Raw genomic sequence first — 20,192 nt, forward strand, 5'->3', positions numbered from 1 at the left:
ATCTTAGATGACGTCGGCGCAGGTCACAGGTCGAGGCGGTCGCAAGCGCCGTCGCCGGCGGGCGAGTCGAACACCGGGCGCGCCTGCGAACTCGGCTGGATCAGTCCCGTTTCGTAGGCGATGACCACGAGTTGGGCGCGGTCGTGCGCGTCGAGTTTGGTGAGCAGTCGGCTGACGTGTGTCTTGACAGTGGCGACGCTGATGTGCAGCCGTCCGGCGATGTCGCCGTTGGAGCGGCCCGAGGCGACATGGACGAGGATCTCCCTCTCGCGCTCGGTCAGCGGGTCGAGCAGGGAGGGCAGCGCGCGGGGGACGGCGGCGGGGCGGTTGACGAAGTCGCGGATGAGACGGCGTGTCACGCTCGGGGCGAGGAGCGCGTCCCCGGCGGCGACGGTGCGGATCCCGGCCAGCAGCAGCTCGGGCGGGGTGTCCTTGAGCAGGAACCCGCTGGCGCCGGCCTTGAGTGCACCAAAGACGTAACTGTCCAGATCGAAAGTGGTCAGGATCAGGCTGCGGATGGACTTGGTCGCCGGGTCGTCAAGGAGCTGCCTGGTGGCCTCGATTCCGTCCATGGTGGGCATTCGGATGTCCATCAGGATGACATCCGGCAAATGGCGGCGCCCGGCGGCGACGGCGTCCGGGCCGGTTCCGGCTTCGGCGACGACCTCCATATCCGTCGCCGCGTTGACGAGGACGCTGAATCCGGCGCGCACGAGAACCTGGTCGTCGGCGATGACCACGCGGATGGTCATGTGCGCCCCCCGCGCGCCGATCCGGAATCTGAATCCGGTTCGATCTCGGAATCTGAATCGGATCCGGTCGGGATTGGCGCCGGGAATGATCTTGGCTCCGGCCTGGAGACCGGGGCCGCGGACGCCCCGTCGGCGGGCGGCGCGGTGCCGTTGGTCAGGTGGCTGGATTCGTCCGTCCGGAGCATCGCCCGGACGCGGAAGCCGTCGCCGTGATGGTCGGCGCGCAGGTAACCGCCGTAAAGGGCCGCGCGTTCCCGCATGCCGATGAGCCCGTGCCCGGCGGGGGCGCGGGGCGCCTCGGCGGGGTCGGGGTCGAGGGTGGGGTGGAGGTTGACGGCGGTGTGGGTGTCGGGATGGATGACGGCGTGGATGGTGGATCTCCGGCGGGGTTCGGCGGGGGCGGCGTTGGTGACCTCGATGAGCACGTCGTCGTCGCGGTACTCGATGCGGAGCGTGGCGGGGACCGGGCCCGCGTGGCGGACGACGTTGGTGAGCGCCTCCTGGGCGATGCGGTAGGCGGACAGGTCGACCCCGGGGGGCAGCGGACGCGCCGTCCCGCGGATGTCGAGGCTCAACTCGACGCCCGCGGTGCGGACCTGGTCGGCGAGCGTGGCGATGTCGCCGAGCCCGGGGGTGGGGGCGAGCGTGGGGTCCACGGCGTCCTCGTGCCGCAGCACCTGGACGAGCAGCCGCATCTCGTGCAGCGCCTGGCGGGTGGTGGTCTCGACGATGCCGAGCGTCTCGCGCGCCTGGCCGGGATCGGTGTTCATCACCATCCGCGCGACCCCGGCGCGCACCGCGATGACGCTCATCGAGTGCGCGACGATGTCGTGCAGCTCGCGGGCGATCACCAGCCGCTCGTCGATCGCGGCCTGCCGGAGGCCGGCCTCGTGCTGGCGCTCGCGCTCGGTGCGCTGCTCGTCGATCGCGGCGAGCCGCTTGCGGTGCTCGCGGGCGGCGAGGCCGGCGAACCAGCCGACGCAGATGATCGCGACGTTGGCCATCAGCACGGCCTCCCAGCTCGTCGCGACGCGTCCGATGCCGATCCCGGCGGCGGTGATCAGGCTGGCGGCGCCCGGACGCGCCCACCAGAACACGAACCCGCCCGTCTCGGCGACCGTGTAGGCGGTGACGGCGACGCAGATCGACACCTGCGGCGCGCCGCCCACCGCGGACACCACGAAAGCGCAAAGTGTCGCGACGGCGAAGGCCAGGCGCGGGCGCAGCCGGCGGACCGCGACGGTGACCGAGGCGAGGACGATCCCCCCGGCCCGCAGCGCGGACTCGGCGGCGGGCGCGTCGTGCAGGCCGCTGCGGGCGTCGGCCATGAGGAGGCCGACGCACAGCAGGGCGGCGACGGCGATGTCGAGCAGGACCAGAGGGTGCGGGTGCCTGGTGACGAATCGCCGTATCGGTCGCGTGAGCGCGGTGCCGGACACGCCATCAGGCTACCCACGGTGGGGATCCCCAGTCGTCACGTCACGGTCGGGTCGGCCGCGTACATCCAGCGCTGTACGCGGCGGGTAGGTACCGCTGTGGGCGGACGCCGATTCCATCCCCGAGCCTGACGACCGAGGCGTCCGATGACCGCCAGTCTTGGTGGAGCGGAGTCCCGCCCGTTGTACGAGTGGCCGCGTCAGCGCGAAGCGCGGCCACTCGTACCTGGGCGAACCGCTGAACGCCGCTGTGCGCGCGGCCCCGCGCGCGGGCGTTCCGCAACGCGGGCGTTTCGAAATCCCGCCCCGTTCCTCGACCACAATCCGTTCCAGTCCATGGGGGGACCCGATGAGCGTGATCGCTCGATGGTGCTTCCGGCACCACTTCATCGTCATCGGTGCCTGGCTGTTGACCCTGGCGGTCCTCGGGGGGACCGCCGTCTCGGCCGGCGCGATGTTCTCCGACCGGTACTCGCTGCCGGGCACCGAGTCCACCCGGGCCGCCGACCTGCTGGAGACCCAGTTCCAGCGCAGCTCGGGCGACCGGACCACGATCGTGCTGCACACGACGAACGGCAAGGTCACCGACCCGGCCGTGCAGGGCAAGGTCAACGCGATGCTCGCCGAGGTCGCGAAGGTGCCCGAGGTCGGCGCGGTCGTCAGCCCGTTCAGCTCGCGGGGCGCGGCGCAGATCAGCCCCGACCGGCAGACCGCCTACGCGACGATCACGTTCACCAAGCAGAGCCAGAGCCTCGACACCGGGAACATCCAGAAGGTCGTGGACCTCGGCTCGGACCTGCGCGGCGACGCGCTGGAGGTCGAGTTCGGCGGCGCGGCGATGGCCCAGCTGGAGAAGCCCTCGACGTCCACCGCGGAACTGGTCGGCATCGTGGCCGCCGCCATCGTCATGCTGTTCGCGTTCGCGTCCGTGCTGGCGACGGCCATCCCGCTCATCGCCGCCATCCTCGCGCTCGGCAACGCGCTCTTCTGCATCGACCTGCTCACCCACGTGATGGACATCGGCACCACCGCGCCGATCATCGCCGCGTTCGTCGGCCTCGGCGTCGGCATCGACTACGCGCTGTTCGTGGTCGCCCGGTACCGCAACGGGATCATCTCCGGGCTCACGGCGGAGGAGGCGGCCGTCGAGGCCATGAACACCTCCGGCCGCGCGATCGTGTTCGCGGGCGGGACGGTCGCGGTCGCGATGCTCGGGCTGCTCGTCCTCGGCATCAGCGTGCTGTCCGGCATCGGGCTGGCCGCCGCGATCATGGTGGCGTTCGCCGTCGCGGTCGCCGCGACCCTGCTGCCGGCGCTGTTCGGGATCTTCGGCACCCGGGTGCTCAGCCGCCGCCAGCGCGCCCGCCTGAAGAACGAGGGGCCGCGCGGCGCCAGCGCGTCCGACGCCTGGGCCCGCTGGGCCGGGTTCGTGCAGAAGCGGCCGGTCACGCTGACGCTGGCCGCGACGCTGGTCATGGTGGTGCTGACCGTCCCGTTCTTCTCGATGCGGCTCGGCGCCGCCGACGCGGGCAACAACGCGCCCGACACCACGACCCGCAAGGCCTACGACCTGCTCGCCGAGGGGTTCGGGCCCGGCTACAACGGCCCGCTGCTGCTGGTGGCGAAGGTCCCGGCCGGGGGAGCGGCCGAGGCCGACCTCGGACGGCTGGAGCAGAACCTCCGGAGCGTCCCGGGCGTCGCCTCGGTGCAGCCGGGGCCGGTCGCGCCGGGCGCGACGGTGCGGACGCTCCAGGTCACGCCCACGACGGCGCCCGACACCAAGGAGACCGCCGACCTCATCGACACGCTGCGCGACCGGGTGATCCCGAGCTATGAGAAGGACGGGCTCGTCGTCCACGTGGGCGGCCAGACCGCCGTCTTCAAGGACTTCGCGTCCGTGGTCGGCGGGAAGATGCCGCTGTTCGTCGCGATCGTCGTCGCCTTCGGGTGCGTGCTGCTGATGCTCGCGTTCCGCAGCCTCGTCATCCCGCTCACGGCGGCGGTGATGAACCTGCTCTCGACCGGCGCCGGGTTCGGCGTCGTGGTCGCGGTGTTCCAGTGGGGCTGGGGCGCCTCCGCCCTCGGCGCGGGCTCGGCCGGTCCGGTGGAGTCGTTCCTGCCCGCGATGATGCTGGCGGTGCTGTTCGGCCTGTCGATGGACTACGAGGTGTTCCTGGTCAGCCGCATCCACGAGGAATGGCTGCACACCGGCGACAACGACCTCGCCGTCCGGCGCGGGCAGGCCGCGACCGGCCGGATCATCACCGCCGCCGCGATCATCATGATCTGCGTGTTCATGGCGTTCGTGTTCGCGGGGATGCGCACCATCGCCGAGTTCGGGCTCGGCGTGGCCGTCGCCATCCTGCTGGACGCCCTGGTGGTGCGGACCATCCTCGTCCCGGCCGTCATGCAGCTGTGCGGCAGGTGGAACTGGTACCTGCCGAAGGCGATCGACAAGGTGCTGCCGCACGTCTCGGTCGAGGGGCCGTCCAAGCCCGCCGCCAGCCGGAAGCCGGAACTCCAGGGGGTGGACGGCCGCACCTGACGCCCGCGCGACAGTAGCCCCCTTCGTGCCCCCCTTTGCCGCCGGATCGGGCCATGTCCGGCGGCAAAGGTGTGTTCTCCGACGTCCGGGAGACCACGCGGCGGCGCCAACGGGGCAGGGCCCGGGACCCCTCCCGTCCTCCGGAGAGGACCATCTGCCCGGTCGACCGCCCCGGACCGTGCCGGACCCCCGGGCACGGACGAGGGCCGCGATCTCAGGGAGGTTCCGATGTCGTGGACCCGCATGGCCTCGTTGGCGCCGCTCGTCTCCTTACTCCTCTTACCGGGCCCGGTCTCCACGGCCGAGTCGCCCGCATCGCCCGCCGCGAAGGGGATCGCCTGGAAGCCGTGCCCCGAGGATCCGTGGGCGCAGTGCGGCAAGGTGCCGGTCCCGGTCGACTGGGCCCGGCCCGCGGGCGCCAAGATCGATCTCGCGGTGGCCCGGCGCCCGGCCCTCGACCCGCGAAAGCGGATCGGATCGCTGTTCCTGCTGCCCGGCGGCCCAGGCGGCTCCGGTGTCGGTTTCGTGCTCTTCGGCGCCGACGATCTCGACCCCCAGATCCTGCAGCGGTTCGACGTCATCGGAGTCGACGCGCGGGGAATCGGCGATAGCCGGCCCTTGAGGTGCCCTCCCATTTCCGACTCCCCATCGGAGTACCCGCGGGACGCCAAGGCGTATGCGCAATTGCTGCAATGGCACAAGAAGCGCGCCGATGAATGCCGGCGGCTGACCGGGCCGGTGTTCGACCACGTCGACACCCGCAGCAACGCCCGCGACGTCGACGCCGTCCGCGCGGCACTGGGCGAACGCCGGATCTCCCTGTACGGGGAGTCCTACGGGACGCTGCTGGGCCAGCAGTACGCCGAGGAGCACCCCGGCCGCGTCCGCGCGCTGGCGCTCGACGGCAACATGAACCACAGCGCCACCGACGTCCGCCGCTATCTGCTCACCGGATCGACCGGCCTGGAGCGGCTCTACCGGCGGTTCGCAGCCTGGTGCGAGGAGAGCCCGCGCTGCGCGCTGCGCGGGCAGGACGCGTTCAAGGTCCTGGACGGCCTGCTGGCCAGGGCGGACCGGGGAGAGCTGAAGGATCCCGCGGGGACCGTGATCACGTCCATCGACCTGGTGGAAACGATACGCGAGGCGATGTACGGGCCGAACTCCAGGAGCGGCTGGCCGGCCCTGTCCGTCTATCTCACCCGCCTACAGGCGCAAAAGCCGGTACGGCTGACGGAGGATTTCGGGGACACCTTCCAGCCGATCTTCTGCACCGATTTCAGCTTTCCGGTACGCGACTTCGCGCATCTGCGAAGCCTCATGGCCGCCTCCCGGCACGCGGCGCCGCACACCCGGGTCGACAATCTGCGCTGGATCGCCGTCGCCGGCTGCCAGGGCTACCTGCCCCGGGCCCGCAACCCCCAACGCCCCTACCGGATCAAAGGCGTCCCGCCGGTCCTGCTGGTCAACAGCCGCTACGACGTCTCCACGCCGTACTCGGACGCCGAGAGCGTGGCCCGCCAGATCCCCGGGTCCGTACTGCTCACCTATGACGGGATCGGCCACACGTCCTACACCCGCAACCCCTGCACCACCGCGGCCATCGACCGCTACCTGCTGACGCTGCGCACCCCGCCCCCCGACACGCACTGCCCGGCCGAGCCGGCACCGCTCACCGAAACGAAGCTCGAACCGGACACCCGCCAGCCTCAATGGCTCTGGTGAGCCGCTCCCGAGGGCGGCGGCGACGCCGCCCTCGGGCCCCCTCCTCAGCGGCGGGTCTCGACCCTCATGCCGCCACGTGTCTGGGCGCGGCCGAAGTCGCCGGCCAGGAATTCGTGCGGGACGCCGAGACCGGTCGCGCTGACCTCGTCCAGGCGGGCCAGTTGGGCGGCGGTGAACTCGACCTCCAACGCGCCCAGGTTGTCCTCCAGCTGCGCGGGGGTGCGGGCGCCGATGATCGGCGCCGCGACGCCCGGCTGCCGGAGCGTCCACGCGAGCCCCACCTGCGCGGCTGTGCGGCCCAGTTCCGCGGCGGTCTCCTTCACCACGTCCGCGATGGCGAGGCTGCGTTCGGTGAGCCAGCCCAGGGACAGGTTGAGGTCGCGGCGGGCACCGCCGCCGGACGGCTCATTCGCGCCGTCCAGGTCGTCGCGGCTGTACTTGCCGGTGAGCACCCCGCCGGCGAGCGGCGAATACGGGACCACCCCGAGGCCCATCTCGCGCGCCATCGGGATCAGGTCGCGCTCCCCGGTGCGCTCGGCCAGGTTGTACTCGATCTGCAGGGCGACCAGCGGTGACCAGCCGCGCAGGTCGGCGATCGCCTGCATCCGCGACACCTGCCACGCCGGGGTGTTGGAGATCGCCACGTAGAGGACCTTGCCCTGCCGCACGAGGTCGTCCATACCGCGCAGGATCTCCTCGACCGGCGTCGTGAAATCCCAGACGTGGAGGTAGAGCAGGTCGAGATAATCCGTGCCCAACCGGCGCAGGCTGGTCTCCACCGAAGCGAAAAGGTTCTTGCGGTGGCCGCCCCCGGAATTCGGATCCCCTTCGCGGCGCAGCGTCGTGTACTTCGTCGCCAGCACCAGCCGCTCGCGCTCGGCACGGGCGAACTCCCCCAGCAGACGCTCGGAACTCCCATCGGTATAGGTGACGGCGGTGTCGATGAAATTGCCGCCGCGCTCGACGTAGAGGTCGAACAGCTTGCGCGCCTCGTCCCGCTCGGCGCCCCAGCCCCACTCGGTGCCGAAAGTGGCCGCGCCCAGGGCCAGCGGCGAGATCCGGAGGCCGGACCGCCCCAGCAGCCGGTAGGTGTCAAGGGTGAGGGACATCGTTTCCTCCCGTGCTCATGATGCGTTGTCACGAGAAGCCTGCGACCAGCGCGGGCCGCGGAAAAGGGAAAGAAGTGCCTGGGAACGCCAGTCCCACCCTGCTATAGAATCGGACGCGATGATCCGGGCCCTGGACACGACACAGGAGCTGGCCGCGTTCCTGCGGAGCCGCCGCGAGCGCTTGGACCCGCACGATTTCGACCTGCCGACGCGCCGCCGGACCCGGCGGACCCCGGGCCTGCGCCGCGAGGAGGTCGCCGAGCTCGCCGGGATCAGCATCGACTACATCGTCCGGCTGGAACAGGCCCGCGGCCTGCGCCCCTCGGCGGAGGTGCTGGGGTCACTCGCCCAGGCCCTGCGCCTGACCTCCGCCGAACGCGCCTACCTGTTCGACCTGGCCCGGCAGCGTCCGACCACCCCCGGCAGGCCCGCCGCCGCGGCGGCCCCGCCCCTGGCCCGCCTGGTCGCCGACCTGTCGCCGCTGCCCGCCATGCTGACGAACCACCGCTACGACATTTTGGCGTGGAACACCGAAATGTCGAGGCTGCTCCTGGACTTCGACACGCTCCCGCCCCACCAACGCAATTCGATGTGGCTGTGCCTGATGCGCCCGGAGATGCGCGACTTCTACGTCGACCGCGAACGCATCGTGCGGGAGGGGATCGCCCACCTCCGCACCGTGTGGGCGGCGCACCCGGAGGACGAGGCGCTCTCCGCCCTCATCGCCGAATTCGCCACCGACCCGGACTTCGCGCGGCTCTGGGACGAACGCGACGTGAAGGTGCACGGCCGGGGCCGCAAGCAGATGCGCCACCCCGAGGCCGGCCTGGTCGCCGTGGACTTCGAAACGCTCACCCCACTGGACGACCCCGACCTGCAACTGGTGATCTTCCGTGCCGCGGACGGCGAAAGCCAGTCGGCACTCGACCGGTTGAACGCCGGATAGGCTCCCGGCCGAGCGCCGGAACCCTCGCGGGTCAGCCCTGGAGGCGCCTGGCGAGCATTTCCTTGCTCTGCTCCGCGCCCTTGCGGCTCTCGGTCTGCGCGCGGCGGAAGAAGTCGGCGAGCTGCGAGTCGCCCGCGCGCTCCGCGTCGGCGATGTAGACCTCCAGGCGCAGCGCGTTGCTCAGGCACTGCTCGGCGAACCAGATGAGGTTGTAGTCCTTGTCCTTGGTCCCGGTGACCTCGCCGGTCTCCGGATGCGCCGCCACCATGACGACCTCCCTGCTGGTCGGATCGGTTTCGTCGCCCTGCTACCCGACGTTCCGGCGCTCATGCGGACCCGGGGACCCGAAGGCGGCGCGCCGCACGTCGCGGTGATGACGTCCGCCCCCTGCGGCCTGGCACCTCGCGGCAGCGGGAGCCCCGGCCCCGGTGCTCCCACCGGCGGGAAAGTTGGACAAACATGGAAAAAGGCTGGCGTATAGGACGCGTTTTGGCGGGTACCGAAACCGGACGCTCGCAAGGTCACGGAGGAGATATGACCGTAGGACACGTCCCGGGCCGCACCGCCGAGCGGCCCTCGGAGCGGGCGAGGACCCCGGCGCCGCCCCCTTCCCGCGGCCTGCTCTCACGCACGGTCGCCGACGCGCTGGCGGGGGGCCCACCGGGCACGTTCGTCCGCTCGCCCGACCTCTTCGCCGCCGTGGTGTCCGCCGATCCGTTCGGCGACGACCTCCAACTGGCCCTGCACATGTGCCACGAGCTGCACTACCGCGGGTTCGCCGGGGTCGACGCGGACTGGGAGTGGGACGCGGGGCTGCTGCGGCTGCGCGGCGAGATGGAGTCGGTCTTCCTGGACGCGCTGCGCCGGGAGACCGTCCCCGGCACCGACGTCGAGGCTGCGCTGGAGGACCTGCTGGTCGAGCCGGTCGACGGGGAGGGCGTCAGCCACCATCTGCGCGACGCCGGTGAGCGCTGGCAGCTGCTGGAGCACGCCGCCCTGCGGGCGGTCTACCACCTCAAGGAGGCCGACCCGCACGCGTTCGTGGTGCCGCGGCTGCGGGGCCGGGCCAAGACGGCGCTGGTCGCGGTGGAGAACGACGAGTTCGGCGGCGGCCGCCCCGAGATGATCCACCAGGACCTCTACGCCGGCCTGCTGGACGACCTGGGGCTGGACCCGTCCTACGGCGCCTACGTGGACGCGGCGCCCGCCGCGATGCTGGCGACCGTGAACATGATGTCGCTGTTCGGGCTGCGGCGGTCGCTGCGCGGCGCGATGGTGGGCCACTTCGCGGCGGCGGAGATCACCACGGCGCCGTCCGCGCGGCGGATGGTGGCGGCGCTGGAGCGGCTCGGCGGCGGCCCGCGGGCCCGCCTGTTCTACACCGAGCACGTCGAGGCCGACGCCGTCCACGAGCAGGTGCTGCGCCACGACGTGATCGGCGGGCTGCTCGCCGACGAGCCCGAGCTGGCCGCCGACGTGGTGTTCGGCGTGCGGGCCACGGTCCTGCTGGAGGACCGCCTCGGCGACCACCTGCTGGAGTCCTGGCGATCAGGCCGCTCCGCGCTGCGCCGACCGGTGACGGAGGGACGATGATGCTGCTGCGCCCGCCGGGCGTCTACCGCCCGCAGTCCGACACGCACCTGCTGACGTCGGCGCTGCGCGCCGCCGCCGTCCCGCCGGGCGCCCGGGTGCTGGAACTGGGTACCGGAGCGGGCGCGGTCGCCATTTCGGCCGCCCGGAAGGGCTGCGAGGTCGTCGCGGTGGACGTGTCGCCCTGGGCGGTCCTCACGGCGCGGATGAACGCGCGGGTGCGGGGCCTGCCGATGCGGGTGCTGCGCGGCGACCTGTTCGCGCCGGTGGCCGGTGAGAGGTTCGACGTGATCCTCGCGAACCCGCCGTACGTCCCCGGCGACGTCGACCCGGCGGCGGCGCGGGGCCGGGCGCGCGCCTGGGAGGCGGGCCCGGAGGGCCGGATACTGCTGGACCGGATCTGCCGGGCGGCCCCGCGCCATCTGACGCCCTCGGGGACCCTGCTCATGGTGCATTCGGCGCTGAACGGGGTGGCGGCCACGCTGGTGGCGCTGCGCCGGGAGGGCATGGACGCCTCGGTGGTGGCGCGGCACCGCGAGCCGTTCGGCCCGGTGATGCGTGGGCGCGCCGAGTCGCTGGCGGCCCGGGGCCTCCTGGACCCCGGGCAGGCGCACGAGGACCTGGTCGTCGTACGCGCCGGCCATGTCGCGGAGGGGCGGGGACATGAGCGCGGCAGCCGAGCGGCCTGAGCCCCGCCCCGCCCGGGAGCCACGTCCCGCCCGGGAGCCGCGGCGGGTGCGGATCGTCCCGGGCGGCCCGATGCTGGTGGAGGGCCCGGTCGAGATCGTCCTGGAGGACGGCTCGACGGTCGCCTCCGACCGCTTCCAAGTGGCGCTGTGCACCTGCCGCCGCAGCGCCGCCTACCCCTTCTGCGACACCAGCCACCGCCGCCGCACCCGCCCGCGCCGCCGCGGCGCCGAGGAGTGAGCCGCCGCCCCCCATCGCCGAAGGCCGGGCGAAAGTCCGAGCGCTGGGAGGGCGCCGCGGCTTCGGCCGCGCCGCGGTGATGACGCGCTGACCGATGGCGACGCCCCGCCATTCGGGATACGCGCGCGGGCTCTTCCGGCCGGGTGACCGGGCGAATTCGAAGCGATATCATTCGCCTCCGGACGAAAAGCGAAGGCGCCGAAATCGTCGACCCCCGGCTTTGCCTTGCGCTTGGCCAGGCAACTCCCGGATGGCCATGTGCGGCCAAAACCGACGATGGTCAGGTCTTGTTTCGGCGTGCCACACTTCAGGCGGCTTATCCAAAGGATCATGAGGGCCGGATCCTGGCCGGGTTGAGGGAGCATTCTTCGCCCGCGGAGCCGGCCCTTCGGTGTTCGGTCCGTGACATGTAGTTGTTTGCAATCCTCCGATGGACAGTGCGAGATCTTCTGTTCTTCGGCGGTGCGGCGCCGCTGGTCGCCCCATGCCCAATGGCGCCTGCCTCCCGGTGGCGCCGCCGCTCACATCCCCCGATTGCAAGGAGCTCCATTGAGATCTCGAAGAACGGCCTATGGCGCGGTCGCCATAGGCGCCGCGTCGGTGGTGGTCGCCGGGCTGCTGCCGGGCGCCGCCGACGCCGCCCCGCGACCCGTCCAGCAAAGGGAACCGGTTCGATCCGCCGGCGCGGACGATGGGCAGCGCTCGATCGCCCCCGCCCAACGGAACTCCTTAATGGGAAAAGGATGGGAGAGGTCCCGGGATCGCGCGTGGACCACCTCCGGCGACGCCCAGGGCTTTCATCTCCTCGTCGCCGACGGAAGGTCGGGATACGCCTGGCGCACCGCCGCGTCACTGTCGGAGCCGGGTTTCGACGCCGACGCCTGGATCGGGAACGCATGCGTGACCGGATCGGGCAGGCGGGCCCTGGTGGCGTACGCGCCGCGCACTTTTACCAACAAGGCCGAACTAATGGCGCGCGGCGCGTTCGCCGCCGTGGTCGACCTTAAGACCGGCAAGGTGACCAAGCTGAACCGGCAGGTTTCCCTGGCCTATTTCAGCCCGGGGTGCGGCACCGGTGAGACAGGGGTGTTCACCCAGGCGGGAGGCGAGAGCAGGAACGCCACCCGGCTGATCACGGTGGACGCCGTCTCCGGCAGGCCCGCCAAGCCGATCACGCTCAAGGGACAGGTGACCTCGGCGGTACCGGTGGGGGACGACGTCGTCGCCGCCGATTCCGCACGCCTGGTGCGGATCGACCGTTCGGGCCGGCGGACGGTGCTGGCCCGCACCGACCAGGTCCCCTTCCAACTCAAGCCGGACGCCGACGGCGGTGTCGTATTCCTGGACCGTCCCGCGGTCGGCTCGTCCGGCGAGCCGCAAGGGCAGGTCAAGCGGCTTGCATTAGGAAAGGGAAATGCAAAAGCGCCCGCACCGCAAGTGCTGGCCCAAGGGCCGCTGACGAAACTGGACCTGTCCGCCAGCGCTACGGGACAGGTGTTCGTCACCGGCCAGGCCAAGCCCGTCGCCGCGCTGCCCCGTATCGTCCAGATGCGCCCGCACATCCCCATGGACGCCGTCGCCACCACCCGAGGCGAGGCCATGGTCACCAGGACCATGTGGGCGGACGGCAAGGATTCACGGATCGGCCCGCGCGAGGCCACCGACGTCCGGCCAGTGAAGATCGGCCTGCGAATTCTGAGCACCGGCAAGGACACCGAATTCCAGGTCAAGCCGGGCGACCAGGCCATCGCCAGGGGGGTGCAGGGCACCCGGCGCTCCCCGGCGCTCCCGGCGCCGTCCACCGCCCGGAAACAGAGGCGCCAGGCCACCGGGACGGTGGAACCGGACCGGACCTGCTCGGTGCCGCGCAACGACCCCGGAAAGCAAGCAATGCAGCCCAAGCCGCGGCAGGTCGAATGGGCCGTGGACCAGGCGATCACCGGGAACCTCAACAAGCACATCTCCCGGCCCGCGAACTGGAAGAACCTGGGAATGGGCGCCTACCAGCCGCAGACCCTGTTCCCCTTGCAGGGGCTGAGCGGCGGCGGCCGGATTCCGGCGCAGATCATGCTCGGGGTCACCGCCCAGGAATCCAACATGTGGCAGGCGTCGCGCACCGTGGTCCCCGGCGTCACCGGAAACCCGCTGATCGGCAACTACTACGGGATCCACTACACCCCTGACGGCCAGCAGACCGACCCCTGGGCCATCGACTGGTCCAAGGCCGACTGCGGCTACGGCATCGCGCAGGTCACCGACGGCATGCGGATGCACGGCAAGGAGAAGGACCACGAAGAACCCAAGACCGACCTCCAGCAGCAGGCCGTCGCGCTCGACTACACCGCCAACATCGCCGCCGGGGTCAACATCCTGGTGGAGAAATGGAACCAGACCCGCGCCGACGGGCTGATCATCGACAACGGCAAGCCCGAACATCTGGAGAACTGGTTCTTCGCCCTGTGGGCGTACAACTCCGGCTACCACACCAAGGGCGAGGCCCCCGGCAACGGCGGCACCTGGGGGCTGGGCTGGACCAACAACCCCGCCGATCCGCTGTGGAAGGCCAACCGGCCGCCTTTCCTGGAAGGTGCGAACGGCGGGGACGACTACACCCACGCCAAGAACCCCCAGGACTGGCCCTATCAGGAGAAGGTCCTGGGCTGGGCCGCGCGTCCGCTGGAGGGTTTGGAATCACCCGGCAAGACGGTCGCGGGATATCGCGCGGCCTGGTGGACCAACAACGACCTGCGGCACAACATCAAGCCGCCCGAAGGGCTGTTCTGCACCTCGGCGAACCAGTGCGACCCCGGCAAGATCAGCAACAGCAACAGCAACGACCCGGGAATGGGCCCCTGCGGCCGCGCCGACCTGCACTGCTGGTGGACCCAGCCGGCGTCCTGGCAGATCTGCAACCTCGGCCGCTGCGGGCACGAGATCCTGCGCTTCGACAGCACCTATGCCGAGGAGGCCGACGGGACCGCCTATCCGCCCAACTGCACCACCGCCGGACTGCCGGCCGGGTCGCTCATCGTCGACGACCTCCCCTCCGGAACACCGGTGCACCGCCCCGGCTGCGGCGGCCCGGCGTCCACGGGCAGTTTCACCCTGGACTTCGCCACCGCGTCGTCCAGAATCGACCTCCACCAACTCGGCGCTGGGCTGGGCGGCCATTTCTGGTTCTCGCACACCCGGAGTACCACGACCCATCCGGACGGGAACCGGATGAAGACCACCGGCACCTGGAACCTGGGTCAGAACATCGGCGGATGGGCCCGCGTCATGGTCCACCTGCCCGACCACGGCGCCCACACCCGCCAGGCCGCCTACACCGTCCACGGAACCGATTCCAGCAGCCCGGTCCGGGTGCGTCCCCAGCGCATCATGGCCAACCGCTGGGTCAGCCTCGGGGTATTCCGCTTCACCGGGGCCCCGAAGGTCTCCCTGTCCACCGACACACCCGACGGAAACGGCGACGAGGACATCGCCTGGGACGCCGTCGCCTTCCACAAACTGTCCGGCAAACCGCGCCACTCCGTTGTCGCCATGGGCGACTCCTACTCATCTGGTGAGGGCGCCTCGGTCAGCGGCGGGGGCGACTACTACCGGGAGACCGACATCGACGGCGGACGAGGCTACTGGCGCGACGCCTGCCACCGCTCCCGCCACGCCTGGTCCCGCCGCGCCACCCTCAACGACTCGGGAACCTCGATCGGACAACGCGCCGACGACTGGGACCCCTCCCTCGACTACCAGTTCATCGCCTGCTCCGGCGCCAGAACCAAGAACATCCTGCCCGTGTCGGTCGACGGCCCGCGCGGATCAGGGCAGTCGGAATTCGGTGAACCCCCGCAGCTCGACCAGGGCTACCTCGACAACAACACCACCCTCGTCACCCTTTCCATCGGCGGCAACGACGCGGAGTTCTCCAATATCGTCCAGAAATGCATCTACGGCTCGTTGGGCCTCTGCCAGGACTCGACGCTCGACGGGGACGACAAGCCGCTCAAAGACGCCGAACCGGAACGCATCAACGGCAGCGTCCGGAATTCGATCGAGGTGGTGCTGAGTACCGTCCACAGATACGCGCCCAATGCTAAAATCGTCCTTATGGGGTACCCGCGTCTGCTGGACGGCAACGGCCAGTGCATCCCCGGAATCGGGACCTCCGAGGCGCCGTGGATGAACGAGATGGCCGACGTCCTGGCGGGAGCGATGAAGACCGCCTCCGAGAACGCCACCAGGTCCGGCGCGCCCACCTGGTTCTCCGACCCCCGCGCCAGGTTCGCCGGCCGGGCGATCTGCGGCGACCCCGAGACCATCCACGGAATCGTCCTGGACAAGACACCCGGTGACGATCCGTCCCCGCTTCCGCCCAACTCCAACCAGTCGTTCCACCCGAAGATCGAAGGAACGGCCCACTACGCCGAGGCGCTGAACGCGACCCTGCGCCAGATGGGCCTGTAGCCGATGACGCGGCCCAGGGCGTTAGCGGGCATCCTGTCGATCCTGCTCACCAGCGCCCTGGGCGCCGGCTGCGGCGGCGCCCAGGACAAGGCCGTAGAGGACGCCGCCGACCGGGCCCGCGACGCGGCGACCGAGCTGAAGCAGACGATCGGACTTCGCCTCAGCCGCTCACCGGACCACCGGAGCGCCTACGACGGGCTGCTGGCAGGGCTTCCCCGCTACACCCCCCAGCGGGGCGGGTTGCTCCTGAGAAGCGACCTCGCAGCAGACCAGGCATGGTTCGACATCACCGTGGTCAAGACCGCGACCGCCTCTGGCGGATTCAGCCACGAGACCCGCACCGTACGGCTCTGCGCCCACATCACCGTCAGATTCCCCGCCGGTCAGCGCCCCGCGTCCAGCATGACCGATCTCAACTGCCCCGGCGACCTCGCCAAGACCGACCCGCAATTGGGAACGATCGACAAAGTAGTCCGCCTGGGCTCCTGAAAAACAGCATTCCGGCCGCAGCGATATTACGCGGCGGCCTTGGTGACGCACGCCCTGACGAGCACGAGCCGATGACCGGATACGGACGCCAAAGATCAATTGACGAAGACCATTCATCGTGATCAACCTTCAATAAGAGGTTCACTTCGCAACCTCGTCGTCCGCGCATCAATCCAGGAGTAGCCCATGAAAAGGATCCGTCGTCGAATGCTGAAAAAGGCCCTGCTGCTGGGATTCCTGACCCCGGTGTCCTTCGTCCTGCTCGGCGCCGCCGGCCAGACCGGCGCCTACGCCGACGGCAAGTTCACCTGGAAGAACATCTACGTCAACCGGCATCTGGAGGTCTACTCGTCGAGCAAGGCGAACGGGGCGTATGTCGGAACGTGGCCGTGGAACGGGACAGCCACGCAGTACTGGTACGCGAGCAAGCAGAGCGACGGTTACTTCCGGATGGACAACTACAACAGCTGGAAGGCGCTGGACCGCTGGGACAGCGGAAGCTGCGACGCCACCCAATGGTCCTGGTGGGGCGGCTCCCAGCAGCGCTGGAAGGTCCTCCAGAACAACAACTGGACCAAGGAGTACGGAACGCTCTACGAACTGATCAACAAGAAGGGGTGCCGCGGGGACGCCTACCACGACCACCTCGCGGCGAACCAGAACCGGAACATCTACCAGGCCTACCTGTGGCCGGACTCCGTCTGCGGCGGCGGGCGCCAGTTCCTGGACACGAAGTGCTTCTGGAAATAGGACGGACGTGATGGCTACCATGAAACCCCGGTTCTCCAAGAAATGGCGGCTGCCCCTCGCCGGTCTCGCCGTGACCGGCACGACCCTGGCGGGCGTCGCCGCCGTGGGCCTGCTCCCGGAGCCCGTGCATTCGGCGGCGGAGAGCGCCGGCACACCGAGCCCCGAAGTGCCGGTGACCGTGTCCCCGGGCCCGCACGACCCCGGCCCGCCCCCGACCACCCAGCCTGAACCACCGCTCGGCGAGATCCCCAAGGTCGTCAGCGCGGAAAGAATCCGAATGCCGCTGGACGCCTACATGACCTCGGCGGGCGATGTGCAACTCATCGAGCAGGCCGGCAACGTCGCCGCGGGCCTGTGCATGAAGCGCCTCGGCTTCACCGGCTGGAACGCGCGAACCCTGGCCACCCCGTCCAGCAACCCGGCCGCAGACGGTGACGTCCTGGAGTACCTCGACCCCGAAAAGGCCGCGTCAACGGGATATCCTCCCACCGCGCAACCCAAGCCGTCCTCGATGATCTCCCGGCCCGGCATGACCGCCGACGAGAGAAACGCCTTCTACGGATACGCGCCGCGTACCCGATCGGGCGAGGACGTCCCCAAGGGCGGCTGCCAGCGCGCCGGCGACACGACGATCCTCACGGGCGAGATGCCGTCCGACCCCCGCGCCCTCTCGGCCGACGCCAGAGTCCTGGCCCTCCGCGACAGCCGCGTGGTCGACGTCTTCGGCGCATGGAGCCGGTGCATGGCGGCCCGCGGGCTGACCTACGACATCCCGCTGAGCGCCCCCATCGACCCCCGCTGGGGACAACGCGACCCGGGCGCCCCGCCTTCCGAGGCCGAACAGAAAACAGCGGCCAGCGACGCCGAATGCCAAGCATCGGTCAACGTGGTAGGCGTGTACAAAGCCGCGAAATCCGCCTACGAGACCCAACTGATCGAGCAGAACAACTCGCAACTCACCAAGGGCCTCGAAGTGTTCAAACAATGGGTAGAGAACGCCCAGAACCTCATCAACGAGAACTCGTGACGCCGTCGGCCCGTACCGACCCCTAACGCGACGAACCAGTTCCTCCGTGCGGCCCTCCCGCTCTCGCAACCATTCGGGAGCGGGAGGGCTACAGGCGGCCTTCGCGTGCTACGCGCCCACATGAATGAACGCCCATAGCTCAGGATGCCCCGGCCAGCGGTCGCGCAGCCGGTGCATGGTCGCGTGCAGCGCGCGGGCGGTATGCCCGTCCCCTCCGCGGCGATCGCCTCGTAGACTCCTCAAGCGAAACGAACGGCTGGACGGTCGGCGACCGGCCACAGGGTTCCGATGACGCCGCGGTATCCGGCGAGCTGGAACGCGGCGGCCAGGTGGATCGCCTCGTCGGCGAGGGCCCCCACCCGTTCGGGCGGTCGAGCAGGCGGAAAGGTAGGCGGGTTCCGCGTCCTCCAGCCGCAGGCCCGCGATGTCCAGCACGGTCAGTGGCCGTTCCGCGTGGTCGCCGAGCAGCAGGTGGCTCGTGGACGGGTGGTCGGAGTCGCTGAAGGCGTGGCAGGCGAAGTGCGCCACCTCGTGGCGGGGGAGTTCCGCCAGCACCCGCCCTCGCCGAGCGCCGCCCTGAATACCGGCCGCCATCGCACCCCGCGGTGAGCACCGTTGTGTGACCGGCGCGGGGCCCGCGATGTCGTTCCGCGGTGTGGCCGACCTCAATGAAGCGAGCTTACGGCGCTGGGAGCGGAGTCGCCCGGAATCGTCCTCCAGATGGGGACGGCTCATCCACGGTCGACACGGAAGACCTCGTGCGCGGACGAGCATGCGGGGCGATCGACGTGATCCCTATCCCCGTCGCGGTCTCGCGGTCACCGAGTTCCTCCGACGCCCGGGAAGCGGCATCGACAGCCCTTGGACCGGCGGCACACTGGTCGCGGGCGTTCGCCCGTCCTGAACTCGGCTCATGGGCGACGCGATCGGACGGTTTCGGCGATCCTCGTTGCGGCCTTGAGCACATCCTCGTGTTCCCAGACACGTATCACCTGCCAGCCCGCCTCGCCGAGCAGGCGATCGGTCTCGGCGTCACGTTCCTGGTTGCGGGTGACCTTCTCCGCCCAGTAGTCGGCGTTGGTACGGGCCTTGGTGTGGTGTTGGGGGCAGCCATGCCAAAAGCAGCCGTCGAGGAACACCGCGACCTTGGCCTTTGTGAAGACCAGGTCGGCCGTCCTGCGGACGGGCGTCAGCGGACGCATCGACACGCGGTAGCGCAGTCCCAGTGCGTGGACCGCACGTCGCAGGGCGAGTTCGGGTTTGGTGTCACGCCCCTTGTTCGCTTGCATGCTCTTGCGGACGCCCTCGCTGGACGCTCCGACCGGTCTGACCGCTCCCATGCTCCAACCGTATGGGGGTTGGACTTTTCCTGCTGCCCGAACAGGAAGATCCTTGATCACGTGATGAGACTCGACCCGATCGTCGGACGTTACGGATAATGTCCGTCAGGACGGAGGGGGAGACAGTGGCCAGGTTGACCAGTCTGGAGATCTGCGCGGGGGGCGGAGGACAGGCGCTGGGCCTGGAAAGCGCCGGCTTCGATCCGGTGATGCTCATCGACAATGATCCGGACGCCTACGCGACCCTGCGGAGCAACCGTCCGAACTGGGATGTGAGACAAGGCGATCTTCTGAGCTTCGCCGGTAATGATCATCCACAGGTTCTGGACGTCGACCTCCTCGCCGGCGGTCCCCCCAGGCTGCCCTATTCCGTCGCCGGCAACCGGAAGGGACCGGAGAGCGACCGCCGTGATCTGCTGCGGGCGGCCGTGTGGCTCGCGACGGAGGTCCAGCCACGGGCACTGATGTTGGAGAACGTCCCCGCCCTGGTGAAGGAGCCCAGGTTCGTCAAGACGCGGAGCTTTGTGGAAGAGGAGTTGAAGAACGCCGGTTACGAGGTCCGGTGGAAGATCCTCGATGCTCAAGACTTCGGTGTCCCGCAGCGACGGGAACACGGTGTGATCGTGGCGATGCGTCCCGATGATATGAACCGGTTCGAGTGGCCTGAGCCCACCGGCGGTGCCATCACGGTGGGTGAGGCGCTCTGGCGGTCGATGGCGAGTCGTGGCTGGGGTGGTGCGGCCGAGTGGCGGCTGATGGCGAATGAGGTCGCACCGACGATCGTCGGAGGCTCGAAGGACCGGGGCGGCGCCGACCTCGGCCCGTCGAGGACGAAGCGGATCTGGGCCAGGTTGGGCGTCAACGGTGGCAGCCTCGCCGACGAGGTTCCCGGGCCGGAGTTCGTCCTGGACCCGGAGGGGGAGGGCGGGCTTCCCAAACTGACCGTTCCGCAAGCGGCCGTCCTGCAGGCATTCCCCGACGACTGGACGTTCGCCGGACGGAAGACCTCCCGCTACCGGCAGATCGCCCAGGCCATACCACCACCCTTGGCGGCCGCTCTGGGGCGGCGTATCGCGCAGGCCATCGCGACCTGAC

The 20,192-nt window shown here is 70.1% G+C and carries 17 protein-coding genes and 1 pseudogene; 11 read left to right on the top strand and 7 right to left on the bottom strand.

The window, feature by feature from the left end; translation table 11 throughout:
* Positions 1 to 23: 23 nt before the first annotated feature.
* Together GNZ18_RS18200 and GNZ18_RS42265 are read right to left on the bottom strand one after the other, a co-directional pair.
* Positions 24 to 752: a response regulator gene (locus GNZ18_RS18200; protein WP_156217709.1), complete on the bottom strand. Its 729-nt coding sequence runs from the start codon at positions 750 to 752 to the stop codon at positions 24 to 26.
* Positions 749 to 2,191, bottom strand: coding sequence for a sensor histidine kinase (locus GNZ18_RS42265; protein WP_156217710.1), 1,443 nt, complete (start codon positions 2,189 to 2,191; stop codon positions 749 to 751). The genes GNZ18_RS18200 and GNZ18_RS42265 overlap by 4 nt, the downstream gene beginning before the upstream one ends.
* A gap of 346 nt (positions 2,192 to 2,537) precedes the next feature.
* Here GNZ18_RS42265 and GNZ18_RS18210 point away from each other — a divergent pair, with 346 nt between their 5' ends.
* Positions 2,538 to 4,733, top strand: coding sequence for an MMPL family transporter (locus GNZ18_RS18210; protein WP_156217711.1), 2,196 nt, complete (start codon positions 2,538 to 2,540; stop codon positions 4,731 to 4,733).
* A 228-nt stretch (positions 4,734 to 4,961) separates the two neighbouring features.
* A complete protein-coding gene (locus GNZ18_RS18215) occupies positions 4,962 to 6,455 on the top strand; it encodes an alpha/beta hydrolase (RefSeq protein WP_156217712.1) in 1,494 nt (497 codons plus the stop codon).
* A 44-nt stretch (positions 6,456 to 6,499) separates the two neighbouring features.
* Here GNZ18_RS18215 and GNZ18_RS18220 read toward each other — a convergent pair whose 3' ends face one another.
* Complete coding sequence (locus GNZ18_RS18220) at positions 6,500 to 7,564, bottom strand: aldo/keto reductase (protein ID WP_156217713.1); 1,065 nt, start codon at positions 7,562 to 7,564, stop codon at positions 6,500 to 6,502.
* Positions 7,565 to 7,682: 118 nt separating this feature from the next.
* On the opposite strand from GNZ18_RS18220, the gene GNZ18_RS18225 reads away from it, so the two are divergent.
* A complete protein-coding gene (locus tag GNZ18_RS18225; protein ID WP_156217714.1) occupies positions 7,683 to 8,510 on the top strand; it encodes a helix-turn-helix transcriptional regulator in 828 nt (275 codons plus the stop codon).
* A gap of 31 nt (positions 8,511 to 8,541) precedes the next feature.
* On the opposite strand, the gene GNZ18_RS18230 is transcribed toward GNZ18_RS18225, so the two are convergent.
* Positions 8,542 to 8,778 carry a hypothetical protein gene (locus GNZ18_RS18230; RefSeq protein WP_156217715.1) on the bottom strand — a complete coding sequence of 79 codons (237 nt, stop codon included), beginning with the start codon at positions 8,776 to 8,778 and terminating at the stop codon, positions 8,542 to 8,544.
* A gap of 266 nt (positions 8,779 to 9,044) precedes the next feature.
* Here GNZ18_RS18230 and GNZ18_RS18235 point away from each other — a divergent pair, with 266 nt between their 5' ends.
* The 7 genes from GNZ18_RS18235 (at position 9,045) to GNZ18_RS18265 (ending at position 17,757) form a co-directional block, all read left to right on the top strand.
* Positions 9,045 to 10,103 (top strand): iron-containing redox enzyme family protein, encoded by a 1,059-nt coding sequence (locus tag GNZ18_RS18235; RefSeq protein WP_156217716.1) that lies wholly within the window; start codon positions 9,045 to 9,047, stop codon positions 10,101 to 10,103.
* Positions 10,100 to 10,789 (top strand): HemK2/MTQ2 family protein methyltransferase, encoded by a 690-nt coding sequence (locus GNZ18_RS18240; RefSeq protein WP_156217717.1) that lies wholly within the window; start codon positions 10,100 to 10,102, stop codon positions 10,787 to 10,789. The genes GNZ18_RS18235 and GNZ18_RS18240 overlap by 4 nt, the downstream gene beginning before the upstream one ends.
* Entirely contained in the window at positions 10,764 to 11,027 is a 264-nt protein-coding gene (locus tag GNZ18_RS18245) for a CDGSH iron-sulfur domain-containing protein (protein ID WP_173390812.1), read from the top strand. Before GNZ18_RS18240 ends, GNZ18_RS18245 begins: the two co-directional genes overlap by 26 nt.
* Positions 11,028 to 11,759: 732 nt before the next feature.
* Positions 11,760 to 15,491, top strand: a complete 3,732-nt coding sequence (locus GNZ18_RS18250) for a golvesin C-terminal-like domain-containing protein (RefSeq protein WP_216651349.1) — start codon at positions 11,760 to 11,762, stop codon at positions 15,489 to 15,491.
* Positions 15,492 to 15,494: 3 nt separating this feature from the next.
* Positions 15,495 to 15,980, top strand: coding sequence for a hypothetical protein (locus GNZ18_RS18255; RefSeq protein ID WP_156217720.1), 486 nt, complete (start codon positions 15,495 to 15,497; stop codon positions 15,978 to 15,980).
* Between the two features lie 207 nt (positions 15,981 to 16,187).
* Positions 16,188 to 16,730 (top strand): RICIN domain-containing protein, encoded by a 543-nt coding sequence (locus tag GNZ18_RS18260; protein ID WP_173390813.1) that lies wholly within the window; start codon positions 16,188 to 16,190, stop codon positions 16,728 to 16,730.
* A gap of 70 nt (positions 16,731 to 16,800) precedes the next feature.
* Entirely contained in the window at positions 16,801 to 17,757 is a 957-nt protein-coding gene (locus GNZ18_RS18265; RefSeq protein ID WP_156217722.1) for a hypothetical protein, read from the top strand.
* A 239-nt stretch (positions 17,758 to 17,996) separates the two neighbouring features.
* Here the strand turns inward: GNZ18_RS18265 and GNZ18_RS44020 are convergent, their stop codons facing one another.
* From GNZ18_RS44020 to GNZ18_RS18275, 3 genes and pseudogenes are all read right to left on the bottom strand, one after another.
* A complete protein-coding gene (locus GNZ18_RS44020) occupies positions 17,997 to 18,116 on the bottom strand; it encodes a CHAT domain-containing protein (RefSeq protein ID WP_216651350.1) in 120 nt (39 codons plus the stop codon).
* Positions 18,117 to 18,132: 16 nt separating this feature from the next.
* A pseudogene (locus tag GNZ18_RS44025) lies at positions 18,133 to 18,531 on the bottom strand (CHAT domain-containing protein); the annotation flags it as partial.
* A 137-nt stretch (positions 18,532 to 18,668) separates the two neighbouring features.
* Positions 18,669 to 19,097: a very short patch repair endonuclease gene (locus GNZ18_RS18275; RefSeq protein WP_156217723.1), complete on the bottom strand. Its 429-nt coding sequence runs from the start codon at positions 19,095 to 19,097 to the stop codon at positions 18,669 to 18,671.
* Between the two features lie 134 nt (positions 19,098 to 19,231).
* Here GNZ18_RS18275 and GNZ18_RS18280 point away from each other — a divergent pair, with 134 nt between their 5' ends.
* Positions 19,232 to 20,191: a DNA cytosine methyltransferase gene (locus GNZ18_RS18280; RefSeq protein WP_246249965.1), complete on the top strand. Its 960-nt coding sequence runs from the start codon at positions 19,232 to 19,234 to the stop codon at positions 20,189 to 20,191.
* Position 20,192 lies beyond the last annotated feature (1 nt).

Source organism: Actinomadura litoris (assembly GCF_009733595.1).
Classification (GTDB): Bacteria; Actinomycetota; Actinomycetes; order Streptosporangiales; family Streptosporangiaceae; genus Spirillospora; species Spirillospora litoris.

Excerpts from the sequence above, each read along its gene's own strand:
- GNZ18_RS18235 (WP_156217716.1), top strand. The coding sequence starts at position 9,045 with ATGACCGTAGGACACGTCCCGGGCCGCACCGCCGAGCGGCCCTCGGAG.
- GNZ18_RS18250 (WP_216651349.1), top strand. The coding sequence starts at position 11,760 with ATGGGAAAAGGATGGGAGAGGTCCCGGGATCGCGCGTGGACCACCTCC.
- GNZ18_RS18240 (WP_156217717.1), top strand. The coding sequence starts at position 10,100 with ATGATGCTGCTGCGCCCGCCGGGCGTCTACCGCCCGCAGTCCGACACG.
- GNZ18_RS18275 (WP_156217723.1), bottom strand. The coding sequence starts at position 19,097 with ATGGGAGCGGTCAGACCGGTCGGAGCGTCCAGCGAGGGCGTCCGCAAG.
- GNZ18_RS18225 (WP_156217714.1), top strand. The coding sequence starts at position 7,683 with ATGATCCGGGCCCTGGACACGACACAGGAGCTGGCCGCGTTCCTGCGG.
- GNZ18_RS18220 (WP_156217713.1), bottom strand. The coding sequence starts at position 7,564 with ATGTCCCTCACCCTTGACACCTACCGGCTGCTGGGGCGGTCCGGCCTC.
- GNZ18_RS18210 (WP_156217711.1), top strand. The coding sequence starts at position 2,538 with ATGAGCGTGATCGCTCGATGGTGCTTCCGGCACCACTTCATCGTCATC.
- GNZ18_RS18245 (WP_173390812.1), top strand. The coding sequence starts at position 10,764 with ATGAGCGCGGCAGCCGAGCGGCCTGAGCCCCGCCCCGCCCGGGAGCCA.
- GNZ18_RS18260 (WP_173390813.1), top strand. The coding sequence starts at position 16,188 with ATGCTGAAAAAGGCCCTGCTGCTGGGATTCCTGACCCCGGTGTCCTTC.
- GNZ18_RS18255 (WP_156217720.1), top strand. The coding sequence starts at position 15,495 with ATGACGCGGCCCAGGGCGTTAGCGGGCATCCTGTCGATCCTGCTCACC.
- GNZ18_RS18215 (WP_156217712.1), top strand. The coding sequence starts at position 4,962 with ATGTCGTGGACCCGCATGGCCTCGTTGGCGCCGCTCGTCTCCTTACTC.
- GNZ18_RS18200 (WP_156217709.1), bottom strand. The coding sequence starts at position 752 with ATGACCATCCGCGTGGTCATCGCCGACGACCAGGTTCTCGTGCGCGCC.
- GNZ18_RS18230 (WP_156217715.1), bottom strand. The coding sequence starts at position 8,778 with ATGGTGGCGGCGCATCCGGAGACCGGCGAGGTCACCGGGACCAAGGAC.